This window comes from Pelagerythrobacter sp., assembly GCF_041912895.1.
Taxonomy (GTDB): domain Bacteria; phylum Pseudomonadota; class Alphaproteobacteria; order Sphingomonadales; family Sphingomonadaceae; genus Pelagerythrobacter.
Window position 1 is genome coordinate 1,094,140 of sequence record NZ_JAYSGI010000001.1, and the last position, 12,275, is coordinate 1,106,414.

14 protein-coding genes and 1 other RNA gene are annotated in these 12,275 nt (G+C 66.9%); 10 read left to right on the forward strand and 5 right to left on the reverse strand.

Going from position 1 to position 12,275, the window contains the following annotated elements; all coding sequences use genetic code 11:
* Positions 1-2,100, reverse strand: coding sequence for a malate synthase G (locus tag ACE3QC_RS05550; protein ID WP_374406106.1), 2,100 nt, complete (start codon positions 2,098-2,100; stop codon positions 1-3).
* Positions 2,101-2,227: 127 nt separating this feature from the next.
* Between ACE3QC_RS05550 and ACE3QC_RS05555 the strand changes: the two genes are divergently transcribed.
* The 4 genes from ACE3QC_RS05555 to ACE3QC_RS05570 all read left to right on the forward strand — a co-directional run bounded on the left by ACE3QC_RS05555 (position 2,228) and on the right by ACE3QC_RS05570 (position 6,061).
* Entirely contained in the window at positions 2,228-3,436 is a 1,209-nt protein-coding gene (locus ACE3QC_RS05555; RefSeq protein WP_374406107.1) for a hydrolase, read from the forward strand.
* Positions 3,433-4,449: an arginine N-succinyltransferase gene (locus ACE3QC_RS05560; protein WP_374406108.1), complete on the forward strand. Its 1,017-nt coding sequence runs from the start codon at positions 3,433-3,435 to the stop codon at positions 4,447-4,449. Before ACE3QC_RS05555 ends, ACE3QC_RS05560 begins: the two co-directional genes overlap by 4 nt.
* 7 nt (positions 4,450-4,456) lie before the next feature.
* A complete protein-coding gene (locus ACE3QC_RS05565; RefSeq protein ID WP_374406109.1) occupies positions 4,457-5,707 on the forward strand; it encodes an N-succinylarginine dihydrolase in 1,251 nt (416 codons plus the stop codon).
* Between the two features lie 117 nt (positions 5,708-5,824).
* A complete protein-coding gene (locus tag ACE3QC_RS05570; RefSeq protein ID WP_374406110.1) occupies positions 5,825-6,061 on the forward strand; it encodes a hypothetical protein in 237 nt (78 codons plus the stop codon).
* A gap of 36 nt (positions 6,062-6,097) precedes the next feature.
* On the opposite strand, the gene ssrA is transcribed toward ACE3QC_RS05570, so the two are convergent.
* Both ssrA and mscL read right to left on the reverse strand, forming a co-directional pair.
* Positions 6,098-6,444: a transfer-messenger RNA gene (gene ssrA, locus ACE3QC_RS05575) on the reverse strand.
* Positions 6,445-6,459: 15 nt separating this feature from the next.
* The gene (gene mscL / locus ACE3QC_RS05580) at positions 6,460-6,897 is read right to left on the reverse strand and encodes a large conductance mechanosensitive channel protein MscL (RefSeq protein ID WP_374406111.1); all 438 of its coding nucleotides are present in this window, start codon (positions 6,895-6,897) and stop codon (positions 6,460-6,462) included.
* A gap of 156 nt (positions 6,898-7,053) precedes the next feature.
* Between mscL and ACE3QC_RS05585 the strand changes: the two genes are divergently transcribed.
* From ACE3QC_RS05585 to ACE3QC_RS05605, 5 genes are read left to right on the forward strand one after another with little or no spacing between them, the layout of a single operon-like run.
* Positions 7,054-7,671, forward strand: a complete 618-nt coding sequence (locus ACE3QC_RS05585) for a LemA family protein (protein WP_374406112.1) — start codon at positions 7,054-7,056, stop codon at positions 7,669-7,671.
* Between the two features lie 8 nt (positions 7,672-7,679).
* Positions 7,680-8,495: a YgcG family protein gene (locus ACE3QC_RS05590; protein WP_374406113.1), complete on the forward strand. Its 816-nt coding sequence runs from the start codon at positions 7,680-7,682 to the stop codon at positions 8,493-8,495.
* Positions 8,496-8,498: 3 nt separating this feature from the next.
* Positions 8,499-9,173, forward strand: coding sequence for a TPM domain-containing protein (locus tag ACE3QC_RS05595; RefSeq protein WP_374406114.1), 675 nt, complete (start codon positions 8,499-8,501; stop codon positions 9,171-9,173).
* Positions 9,173-9,712, forward strand: coding sequence for an NUDIX hydrolase (locus tag ACE3QC_RS05600; RefSeq protein WP_374406115.1), 540 nt, complete (start codon positions 9,173-9,175; stop codon positions 9,710-9,712). Before ACE3QC_RS05595 ends, ACE3QC_RS05600 begins: the two co-directional genes overlap by 1 nt.
* Before the next feature lies 1 nt (position 9,713).
* Positions 9,714-10,496, forward strand: a complete 783-nt coding sequence (locus ACE3QC_RS05605) for an SDR family oxidoreductase (RefSeq protein WP_374406116.1) — start codon at positions 9,714-9,716, stop codon at positions 10,494-10,496.
* Positions 10,497-10,547: 51 nt separating this feature from the next.
* On the opposite strand, the gene ACE3QC_RS05610 is transcribed toward ACE3QC_RS05605, so the two are convergent.
* Positions 10,548-10,760: a PspC domain-containing protein gene (locus ACE3QC_RS05610; RefSeq protein ID WP_374406117.1), complete on the reverse strand. Its 213-nt coding sequence runs from the start codon at positions 10,758-10,760 to the stop codon at positions 10,548-10,550.
* Positions 10,757-10,978 carry a hypothetical protein gene (locus ACE3QC_RS05615; protein ID WP_374406118.1) on the reverse strand — a complete coding sequence of 74 codons (222 nt, stop codon included), beginning with the start codon at positions 10,976-10,978 and terminating at the stop codon, positions 10,757-10,759. The genes ACE3QC_RS05610 and ACE3QC_RS05615 overlap by 4 nt, the downstream gene beginning before the upstream one ends.
* A 123-nt stretch (positions 10,979-11,101) precedes the next feature.
* On the opposite strand from ACE3QC_RS05615, the gene recF reads away from it, so the two are divergent.
* Positions 11,102-12,184, forward strand: a complete 1,083-nt coding sequence (gene recF / locus ACE3QC_RS05620; RefSeq protein ID WP_374406662.1) for a DNA replication/repair protein RecF — start codon at positions 11,102-11,104, stop codon at positions 12,182-12,184.
* Positions 12,185-12,275: the final 91 nt, after the last annotated feature.

Below are 12,275 nucleotides of genomic sequence, written 5' to 3' on the forward strand. Positions count from 1 at the left end.
TCAGCTCGCCTTTGCCGCCTGCCGCCAGCGGTGCAGCAAGGGTTCGGTGTAACCACTCGGCTGGGCCACGCCCTCGAAAACCAGATCCCTCGCCGCGCGGAAGGCCGGTCCGTCCTCGTTGTCCGTCAGGCGAACGTAGCCGGGATCGCCCGCGTTCTGCCCGTCCACCTTGGCGGCCATGCGGCGCAGGGAATCCATGACCTGCTCCCCGGTGCAGATGCCGTGGAGCAGCCAGTTGGCCAGATGCTGGCTGGAGATGCGCAGCGTCGCGCGGTCTTCCATCAGGCCGACGTCGTGGATGTCGGGCACCTTCGAGCAGCCGACGCCCGCGTCGATCCAGCGCACGACGTAACCGAGCAGCCCCTGCGCGTTGTTGTCGAGTTCCTCGCGCACTTCGGCGTCGGACCAGTTCGTGCCCTCCGCCAGCGGAATCGTCAGCAGCGCATCGAGCCCCGGCGCTTCGCCCAGTTCACGCTGCCGCGCGAACACGTCGAGCGTGTGGTAGTGCAGCGCGTGGAGCGTCGCGGCGGTCGGGCTCGGCACCCAGGCGGTGTTGGCGCCCGCCTTAAGGTGGCCGATCTTGGCCTCCATCATCTCCGCCATGCGGTCGGGCGCGGCCCACATGCCCTTGCCGATCTGCGCCTTGCCCGACAGCCCGCAGGCCAGCCCGATCGCGACGTTGCGCTTCTCGTAGGCATCGAGCCAGGCGGCGGATTTCATAGCACCCTTGCGGACCATCGGCCCGGCCTGCATCGCAGTGTGGATCTCGTCCCCCGTGCGGTCGAGGAAGCCAGTGTTGATGAACACGATCCGGTCCTTCACGGCGTGGATGCAGGCGGCGAGATTGGCGCTGGTGCGGCGCTCCTCGTCCATCACGCCGACCTTGATCGTGTGGCGCGGCAGACCGAGCAGGTCCTCGACCGCGTCGAACAGATCGTTGGTGAAGGCGCATTCCTCCGGCCCGTGCATCTTGGGCTTCACGATGTAGATCGAACCGGCGCGTGAATTGCCGAGCCGCGCGTGCCCCTCCACATCGAGCGCGCCGATCGCGGCTGTGAACACCGCGTCCATGATCCCTTCGGGCACCTCCGAGCCGTCCGCGAGCACGATCGCCGGATTGGTCATCAGGTGGCCGACGTTGCGCACGAACAGCAGGCTACGGCCTGGCAACGCGTTCTCGCTGCCGTCGGGCGCGGTGTAGCGCTTGTCCGCCGCGAGAGCGCGGGTCAGGCGGTGGCCGCCCTTCTCGAACGTCTCCTTCAGATCGCCGCGGATCACGCCCAGCCAGTTGCGGTAGGCAAGCGCCTTGTCCTCGCCATCGACCGCCGCGACCGAATCCTCGCAATCGCAGATCGTCGTCAGCGCGGCTTCGAGCACGACATCGGCGATATGCGCGGGATCGCCCTTGCCCACCGGATGGTCGGGATCGACCACAATTTCGATATGCAGACCGTTGCTCGCCAGTAACGGACCGCGCTCGGTCCGGCCGGCATATTGCGCCGGATCGGCGAGATCGGGCGGGCCGGAAAGATCGTTCAGGTCCGCCCAGCTTCCGCTGGCCAGCGGCACCGTTTCGTCGAGAAACGCCTTGGCCCGCGCGATCACCGCCGCACCGCGCGCCGGATCGTAGCCGCCGGGGCTCGCAGGCGGCGCGTCGAGCGCGTCGGTGCCGTAGAGCGCATCGTAGAGGCTGCCCCAGCGCGCGTTCGCGGCATTGAGCAGGAACCGCGCGTTGAGCACCGGCACCACCAGCTGTGGCCCTGCCATCGTCGCGATCTCGGGATCGACGTTCCGCGTGCCGATCACGAACGGCGCGGGCTCGGGCACCAGATAGCCGATCTCGCTCAGGAACGCGCGATAGGCCACGGCGTCGTGCGGTTGCCCGCGCCGCTCCTTGTGCCAAGCGTCAATCTTCGTCTGCAAATCTTCGCGTTTCGCCAGCAAGGCGCGGTTGCGTGGGGCGAACTCGGCCAGCAGCGCCGCGAATCCGCGCCAAAACGCATCGGTGTCGCGGCCGAGCACGGGCAGTACCTCGCGCTCGAGCAGTTCAGCCAGTGCGGCGTGAACCTGTAATGCGGCGCGTTCGACAGTATCGGTCATTCGTCCTCCAAACTCGTGCAATTCCAGCAGCGTCCCGGGGAGGAGGACGTTCCGGCCTATGGCCAAGCGCGCCGCGGATTGCAACGGGGTTGGACAGCGCGCCGCGCCCCGCTAGAGCCGGTTACCGATGAAACCGGAAACCGACAGCGCCGCCGCCGCAGAGGCGATCGACCGCCAGACCATGCTGGAACAGGTGCAGGCGTGGAGCGCGATCAACACCGGTACCGCCAATCTCGAAGGCCTCGCCCGTCAGGCCGACGCGCTGGCCGAGGCCTTCGCCGCGCTGCCGGGGGAGATCGAATTCGTCGATCCCGCCCCCGTCACCGCGATCGACGCAGCCGGCAACGAGGTCGAGCGGCAATTCGGCCGCCACATGGTCCTGCGCGTGCGCCCCGACGCCCCGCGCCGCCTGCTGCTGACCGGCCACATGGACACGGTGTTTCCCGCCGATCACCCGTTTCAGGAACAGCGCTGGATGGACGACGACACGCTGAACGGCCCAGGCCTCGCCGACATGAAGGGCGGCATCGCGGTGATCCTCCACGCCCTCAAGGTGTTCGAGGCAAGCGGGGATGCCGACCGGCTCGGCTACGACGTGATGATAAATTCGGACGAGGAAACCGGCAGCCTCGCCTCGGCCCCGCTGATCGAGCGGCTCGCGCAGGGCAAGTACGCCGCGCTGACCTACGAACCCTCCGCCCTGCCCGACGGCACACTCGCCCATGCGCGCGGCGGCAGCGGCAACTATTCACTTACCGTGACCGGCAAGTCCGCCCACGCAGGCCGCAACCCCGAGGACGGACGCAACGCGATCGTCGCGGCGGCGGCGCTGACGATGGGTCTCAAACGCCTTCAGAATGCCGAATGCCCAGTCAACCCCGCCAAGATCGAGGGCGGCTCGGCCAACAACGTGGTGCCCGACCATGCCGTGCTGCGCTTCAACATCCGCCCCAAGAGCCCCGACGCGGCGCAGGCGTTCGAAGCGGGCCTTGCCACACTGATCGGCGAGGTCCAGCAGGCACACGAGGTGTCGATCCACCGCCACGGCGGGATCACCCGCCCGCCCAAGCCGGTCGACCGCCGCGCGCAGAAGCTGTTCGATCTCGTGCGGGATTGCGGCGCTTCGCTCGGGCAGGAGATCGGCTGGAAATCGACCGGCGGGGTGTGCGACGGCAACAATATCGCCGCCACCGGCGTTCCGGTGGTCGATACCATGGGTGTGCGCGGCGGCGCGATCCATTCGCCCGACGAATTCCTCATCGTATCCTCGCTCGCCGAGCGTGCCGCCCTGAGCGCGCTGGTGCTGCGAAAGCTCGCATCCGGAGACCCCCTTTGACTTTCGCCCTGCGCGCCGCGCGCACCGACGACCTCGAACCGATCTACGAAATGGCCAAGCTCACCGGCGGCGGGTTCACCAACCTGCCGCCCGACCGCGATGCGCTTAGCGCCAAGCTCGATCGCACCGCCAAGTCGTTCGCCCGGCGCGAGGACGAACTGGGCGACGATCTCTTCTTGCTCGTGCTGGAAAACACCGCCACCGGCGAGGTGCGCGGAACCTGCCAGCTGATGACCCAGGTGGGCCAGCAATGGCCGTTCTATTCCTATCGGCTGACCACGCTGACCCAGCATTCGCAGGAACTCGACCGCACGGTGCGCGCCGAACTGCTCAGCCTCGTCACCGATCTGGAAGGGTGCAGCGAAGTCGGCGGGCTGTTCCTCCATCCCGGCCAGCGCGCGGGTGGGCTCGGCCTGCTGCTGGCGCGCAGCCGCTACCTGTTCGTGGCGATGCACCGCCTGCGCTTCGCAGACCGTATCCTGGCCGAGTTGCGCGGCATCATCGACGAGCGCGGCGGTTCGCCGTTCTGGGACGGGGTCGCGGGCCGGTTCTTCGGGATGAGCTTTCAGGAAGCCGACTATTTCAACGCGATCCACGGCAACCAGTTCATCGCGGACCTGATGCCCAAGCATCCGGTTTACGTCGCCATGCTGGACGATCACGCGCGCGGGGTGATCGGCATGCCGCATCCTTCTGGCCGCGCGGCGATGAAGATGCTGGAGAACGAAGGCTTCGCCTACGAAGGCTATCTCGACATCTTCGACGGCGGGCCGACGATGACGGCCCGCACCGATCGGGTGAAGAGCGTCGAAGACGCCACTCCGCATCGTATCGAGCGGTGCGATCTCGACTACGGCGAACGCGCCATTCTCGCCACCGGCGAACTCGACACGTTCCGCGCGGCTTACGGCATGCGTGAGATCACGCCCGAAGGCACCATCGCGATCGACGACACCGCAGCGCAGGCCCTGAAGCTCGCCCCCGGCGACGAGGTGTGGAGCGTGGCACGGTGATGCCGGAATGAGCCTCACCGAGATCAACTTCGACGGTATCGTCGGCCCGAGCCACAACTATGCAGGCCTCAGCCTCGGCAATATCGCCAGCGCCAACCACGGAGGCGATCCCTCGTATCCGCGCGCGGCGGCGTTGCAGGGGCTCGCCAAGATGCGCGGCAACATGGCGCGCGGGCTCGCGCAGGGCTGCCTGCTGCCCCTTCCGCGCCCGAACCACGCACTGTTGACGCGGCTTGCGGTGGACAACGCCACCGACCGCGCGCTGCTCGCCGCGGCATGGTCGGCCAGTTCGATGTGGACGGCCAATGCGGCCACCGTCAGCCCCGCCCCCGACACCGCCGATGGCCGCTGCCACCTGACCCCGGCAAACCTTTCCACGATGCTCCACCGTGCGCAGGAATGGCCGGAAACGAAGCGTCAGCTCGACCTCGCCTTCGCCGACAGCGCGCATTTCGCGGTCCACGATGCTGTGCCCGGCAGCTTCGGCGACGAAGGCGCGGCGAACCATATGCGGCTGTGCGAAGGGCACGGCACGGCGGGCGTGGAGGTGTTCGTCTATGGCCGCCCAGGCGGCAAATTCCCCGCGCGCCAGCACGAGCAGGCCAGCCGCGCGGTGGCGCGCCTGCATGGCCTCGATCCCGATCGCACGGTGTTCATCGAACAGAATCCCGCGGCGATCGCGGCGGGCGCGTTCCACAACGACGTCGTCGCGGTCGCCAACGAGCGCGTGCTGTTCACCCATGCCGAGGCTTTCGCCGATCAGGCCGGGGCGTACGAAGCGATCCGGGCGAAGTTTCCCGCGCTCGAGATGGTCGAGGTTGCCGCGAGCGCCGTCAGCCTTGCAGAAGCCATTCGCACCTATCTGTTCAATGCCCAACTGGTTACGTTGCCGGGCGGCGAAATGGCGCTGGTGGTGCCCGAAGAATGCCGCGAGAGCGACGCGGTATGGTCATGGTGCGAGGCGATGCTCGCGGGCAATGGGCCGATCCGGCAAGTGATCCCGGTCGACGTGCGCCAGTCGATGGCCAACGGCGGCGGGCCCGCGTGCCTGCGGCTGCGCGTCGTGGCCGATCCGGCGACGGTCGATTCGCGCTTCCTCCTCGACGACGCGAAGGCGGAACGGATGGAAAAGGCAATTGCCGCAGCTTGGCCCGAGCAGATCGATCCCGCCGATCTGGGCAGCGACGCGCTAGCGCGCACAGTGCGCGCCGCGCGCCAGTCCCTGATCGAGACGCTCGACTTGCCTGAACTTGGTTAACGCGCTGGACTGCGAGGTCGAGGCGCGTAGACTCGGCGGATCGTTAACCACCGTATCGGGCGGCACGAGGTCGAATATGGCGACTCGCAGACGCCCGGCGTTAACCGAAGGTCGCGTATGTTCGGAAAGCTTCGCCGGTTGTTCGTCATCAAGACGCGGGGCGAAGCCTACCTGATCATCTATGCGCTTAGCCTCGGCGCCACGGCGCGCGGATCGGCCTATCTCACGCAATATCCTGGTTGGGGCGGCAAGCTGCTGTTCCTCGCCTGCACCGGCGCGGTGTTTCTGGCGGGCGCGAAGATCCTCGACTGCCTGCGGTACGAGCGCGATCGTGAGCCTGATGTCGGGAAGTAAGTGGGGGTTTCTGTTGCTACGTACCCCCGGACGCCCGGTTTCCGATTCTGTTACCCGGTTCGGTCCGAACCGTGCTCATAGCTTTGTAAGATCAGGCCGTTAGGCCGTCAGGTTACGCAGCGAGAGCAAGTGCTTCGTTGTCGTTGGCACTTGTGAGTTTTGAGCCTTTAACGGGTTACTCAGCCCGGGCGAAAACAGTGCCTTTCAACACACGTCGATCCTGGTTCGGCCCCGTCGAGATCCCCGGAATTCCGGGAATTTTGGTGGAGCCGCCGGGTACTGCCCCCGGGTCCGTTGTGCCTATTGCACACCGCAATTTATCGCCATAGCCGGCCAAAACCGGCACTGCCCTATATAGCGATCCGCCGCTTAATGTGAAGTGACCGGGAAGAGGCGCCTCAGGGGCGCTTCTTCAGCTCGTCGCGAATTTCCTTGAGCAAGTCGAGTTCGGTCGGCCCGGTCGGCTTTTCTTCCGGCGGAGTCTTCTCGAATTCGGCCATCACCTTCTTGGCGTAGCGGACGAGCAGGAAGATGATGAACGCCAGGATCAGGAAATTGATGATCGCGGTGATGAACGATCCGTAGCCGATCATCGCCGCGCCCGCTTCCTTCAGCGCCGCATAGTCGGCGGTCGACCCGGTATAGCCTTCGGGCGTGCTCAACAGGATGAAATAGCTGGAGAAATCGACGCCGCCGAAGATGAACCCGACGAACGGCATGATCACGTCTTCGGTCAACGAAGTGACGATTTTGCCGAAGGCCCCGGCGATGATGACCGCGACCGCGAGATCGATCACGTTGCCCTTGGCGATGAATGCCTTGAATTCCGTGAGCATGCCTGATTCTCCGTCGTGGCCAGTTCGCACGAGTTTCTGCCATTTTGCCAGTCGGCTGCCAAGACCGGCGATTTCCTTGAAATGCCGCACCGGTGTGCTATCTGCGCAATACAGATTGCAGCGGGCGCATTCCGCCCCGCCTCCGGGAGCTATTCGATGAACTGGAAGTCTGCCAGACTCGGCCTCGTCGCCGTCGCCTCGCTCGGCCTCGCTGCCTGCGGGATCAACTCGGTGCCCGCCGCCGAGGAGAACGCCAAGGCCAAGTGGGCCGACGTACAGGCCGCGTTCCAGGAGCGCGCGAACCTAGTACCCAACATTGCCGAAGTCGCCGCGGGCGCGGCCGAGCAGGAGCGCGGCATCCTGACCGACGTGGTCAACGCGCGTGCCCGCGCGACCAGCGTGAACCTTACCACCGACGATCTCAACGATCCCGAGAAGATGGCCGAATTCGAAGCCGCGCAAAGCCAGCTCGGTGCCGGGCTCGGCCGTCTGCTGGCCAATTTCGAGGCCTATCCGCAGCTCCAGTCGATCACCAACTACCAGATGCTGCAGAGCCAGCTCGAAGGGCAGGAAAACCGCATTCGCATCACCATCCGCGACTACAACGAGGCGGTGCGCCAGTATAACACCACGATCCGCACCTTCCCCGACACGATCGGCGCGAATATCATCCACGGCGCGGAGCCGATGGTGCCTTACGAGGCGGTGACCCCCGGCGCTGAAACTGCGCCCCAGCTCGACATGACCCCGGGCGGTTCGACGCAGGCCAATTGAGCGGGCCGATGCGCCGTATCGCCGGCCTTCTCGCCCTGCTGGCGGCGCTGATCGCGTCGCCGGCATGGGCGCAGGAATTTCCCGAACTGACCGGCCGCGTGGTCGATCAAGCGGACATCATTCCGCCCGATGTCGAGGCGCAGCTCACCGCGAAGCTGGAAGCGTTGGAGACACAGTCGCAGCGGCAGGTCGTGGTCGCGACGATCGCGGACCTGCAAGGCTACGACATCGCGGATTACGGCTACCAGCTCGGCCGCGCGTGGGGCCTTGGCGATGCGGAACGCAACGATGGCGCGCTGCTGATCGTCGCTCCGAACGAGCGCAAGGTGCGGATCGAGGTCGGCTACGGGCTCGAGCCGGTACTGACCGACGGCCTCTCCGCCATCATCGTCCAGCAGCAGATCCTCCCGCGTTTTCGCGACGGCGACTATCCGGGCGGCATCGTCGCCGGAACCGACGCGATCGTCGGCCAATTGCAGCTTCCCGCGGAAGAGGCGCAGCGCATCGCCGCGCAGGCGGAGGAGCAACGCGAGAGCGATGGGGGCTTCCCCTTCGGCGCGCTGATCTGGCTCGGCTTCCTGTTCTTTTTCTTCATCCTCCCGCTGTTCGGACGTGGGCGCAAGCGGCGCTATCGCCGTGGCGGAGTGGGCGGTGTCGTGGGCGACATCATCCTGTGGGAAGCGGGCAAGGCGGTCGCCAGCGGCCTGATGTCGGGCGGTGACGACTGGGGCGGTGGCGGCTTCGGCGGAGGCGGCGGTTTCGGCGGCGGCTTCTCGGGCGGCGGCGGCAGTTTCGGGGGCGGTGGCGCCTCCGGGGGATGGTAGGCGATGAAATACCTGACAGCCGATCAGCATACGATCGTCACCGATGCGGTCGCTGCGGCGGAACGCGAAACCTCGGGCGAGATCGTTACGGTGCTCGCCGACCGCTCCGACGGATACAGCGATATCGCGCTGCTGTGGGCGATCGCAGCCGCCTTCACCGCGATGAGCGTGGTGGCGCTGTTTCCCGAATTCTTCCTCGCGAAGCTCGACTGGCTGCTGGGCGGCTGGACGCACGAGTGGACCACCGGCGAACTGTTCGGGATGTTGACCGGGCTGGGTCTTATCAAGTTCGTCGGCGTCTGGGCGATCCAGCTGTGGCAGCCGCTGAAATTCCTGCTCGTGCCCGGCCCGGTGAAAAGCACGCGCACGCACGACAAGGCGGTCGCGCTGTTCAAGGTCGGCGCGGAGCGGCGCACCCACGGGCGCACCGGCGTGCTGATCTACCTTTCGATGCACGAGCACCGGGCGGAGATCGTCGCCGACCAGCCGATCGCGGAGAAGGTCCCGGCCGAGGTCTGGGGCGAGGCGATGGCCGATATGCTTGCCGAAATCCGCGAAGGCCGCGTGGCCGAGGGCATGGCAGCGGGCGTGCGCGATGTGGGCCAGGTCCTGTCCGAGCACTTCCCCCGCGCCGACGACGATGTGAACGAGCTGCCCGACCGGCTGATCGAGGTCTGATGACCGCCGATCGGGACGCATCCGAAAACATCGTCTGGCAGGGCAAATACATCGCCACGAAGACGCGCGGGCGGTGGGAATACGTCTCGCGCGCCCGTGGCATCCGCGCTGCGGTGATACTGGCGGTCGAGGATGGCCACGTCCTGCTGGTGGAACAATATCGCGTGCCACTCGGCCGCGTCTGCCTCGAACTGCCTGCGGGGCTGATCGGCGATGAGGAAGGCGCAGAGGATGAAGCGGCCGAAGCCGCCGCGGTGCGCGAACTGGAGGAAGAGACCGGCTACACCGCCGCGCGGATGGAGAACCTCGGCGAATTTCATTCGTCGCCCGGCATGGTCAGCGAGAGCTTCACGCTGATGCGCGCGCGGGGGCTGACGAAGATCGGCGCTGGCGGCGGTACCGAGAGCGAGGATATCACCGTACACCGCGTGCCCCTTGCCGATGTGCGCGAATTCATCGCACAGCGCCGCGCGCTCGGCCATGCGGTCGACGTGCGGATCGCCATGTTGCTGGCGGACAGTCTCATCGGGGAGGAATGATATGGCAGGCAGGTGCGCGGGCAAGCTGGCGCTGGTGACGGGGGCGGCGCAGGGTCTCGGCGCGGCGCATGCGCGGCGGCTGGCGGAAGAAGGCGCGCGGGTACTCTGCACCGATCTCAACGGTGCGGGCGCGGCGGCCACGGCGCAGGCGATCGACGAAAGCCTCGGCAGCGGCACCGCCTTTGCCATCGCGCACGACGTGACCGATCCCGCTCAGTGGGAAGCGGCGGTGGATGCCGCGCGCGAGCACCTCGGCGGCCTCAACGTGCTGGTCAACAATGCCGGGATCGGTGTGGGCGGCAATATCGAGACAAGCGAATTCGAGGACTGGCAGCGCTGCTTCTCGGTCAACGTGGATTCGATCTTTCACGGCTGCCAGAAGGCGTTGCCGCTGATGCGCGAGCACGCGCCCGGATCGATCGTCAACATCTCGAGCATCGCCGGGCTGATCGCGAGCGATACGATGCCGGCCTACAATTCGAGCAAGGCGGCGGTGTGGATGCTGTCGAAGTCGATCGCGTTGCACTGCGCGAAGAACAACATGGGCATCCGCTGCAACTCGGTGCATCCCACGTTCGTCGATACGCCGATCCTCGATGGGACGGCGCGGCATCATGCGATCGACAAGGATGTGCTGCTGGAGAAGCTGGCGCGACAGATCCCGCTGAAATTCGTCGGCGAGCCGGACGATATCGCCAATGCGGTGGTCTATCTGGCGAGCGACGAGAGTCGCTTCATGACCGGGGCCGAGATCAAGCTCGACGGCGGTATCTCGGCCATGTGAAGGTAATGCGGCGGGTGAAGGTGTGAGGGGCGCGGTTTGCGCCGCGCCCTCTCAATCCGCGATCAGCGCGATCGCGAGGTAGACCAGGATCAACGATCCGAAGCCGATCAATGTGCCGGCGACGAAGGCCACGCGGACCCAGAGCGGGTCGACCCCGAGGTAGTTTGCGATCCCGCCGCAGACGCCGAACACCTTGCCGTCGGTCTTGTCGAGGCGGAAGCTGCGCTCCGGCGCCACGACGGGGTGGTTGTCGTGCCGGGTCATGCGATGAAGCCGGCGGGGCTGGCGGGCACGATCGCGGCGGCGAAGAACACGGCCGAGACGGCGAAGGCGGAGACGGCGGCGAAGAGGCGGCTGCTCATGTTGTTGAACGATTGCATGGTATTTTTCCCTTCCTTTGCGCTGTCCTTGGGACAATCCCGCGAACACCAGATGCTTTGCACGGGGTGTGCCAGTTTCGAGAAACGGCGGAATTCAGCCATTCCGTGCCCCAGCGCGCGAAGCCGCATCGTTCATCGATCCGAAAGGTTGGGATTTTTTCCCAACCTTTCGGATCGCAAATTCTCGTGGTTTCGCGAAGACCCGCCAGCTATCGCCCGCTGCTCATGGCGCTCGACCGGATCACCCTTGCCGATTTCCGCAATCACGGGCGCAGCGAGCTGTCGGGCACGGCGAAGTTCAACCTGCTGACCGGAGAGAACGGAGCAGGCAAGACCAACGTGCTCGAAGCGCTCTCGCTATTCGCGCCCGGGCGCGGGTTGCGCCGGGCGCAGCTGGCCGACCTGCCGCGCGGTAACGGCGCGGGCGGCTTCGCGGTCGGCGCTTCGTTACTGGCGGCAGAGACGGAGCCGGTCCGCCTCGGCACGTTGGTCCGCGCGGACCGGCCAGGGCGACGGCTGGTGCAGGTCAACGGGGCGGAAGCGAGCGCGGCCAGCCTCGGCGAATGGCTGGCGGTGAGCTGGCTGACCCCGGCGATGGACCGGCTGTTCGCCGACAGCGCGGGCAACCGGCGTCGCTTCGTCGACCGCATGGCGCTCGCACTCGATCCGGGTCACGCGCGCAACGCGACCCGCTACGAAGCTGCGCTACGCGAACGCAACCGGCTGCTGACAGGCGATGCGCCGCCCGATCCGGCGTGGCTCGACGGGGTCGAACGGCACCTCGCCGAATACGGCAGCGCCCTGTCACAAAGCCGTGCGCGGGCGATCGCAGCGGTTGCCGGGGCACTGGCCGCGTTGCCGGACGAACCCTTCGCCCGCCCCGCCCTCGCCTACGCGGCGGGCGGCGCGACCACACAGGGAGACCTCGCCGCCGCCCTGCGCGACGGCCGCCGCCGCGACCGGCAGGCTGGCCGCACGCTCACCGGTCCGCACCGCGACGATCTCGAGGTCACGATGGCCGGCAAGGGCGCGCCTGCCGCCACCTGCTCCACCGGCGAGCAGAAGGCGATGCTGATCGCCATCACCCTCGCCCATGCCGAACTCGCGGCGCAGGGGCGCCCCGGATTGCTCCTGCTCGACGAGGTCGCCGCGCACCTCGATCCGCTCCGGCGCGAGGCACTGTTCGCCCGGCTACGCACGGGCGGCGCACAAGTGTGGCTGACCGGCACCGAGCGTGCACCGTTCGCCGACATCGCGGGCGAAGCGGCGATGTGGGAGGTCAGCGGCGGAGAGGTCGTCGCCGAATGAGTCCCGGCGAAGGCCGGGACCTCAGGCTGACTGCCAGAACATCGGCAGCAGAGCCCCATCTGCCTGAGGCCCCAACCTGCGCTGGGGCTCG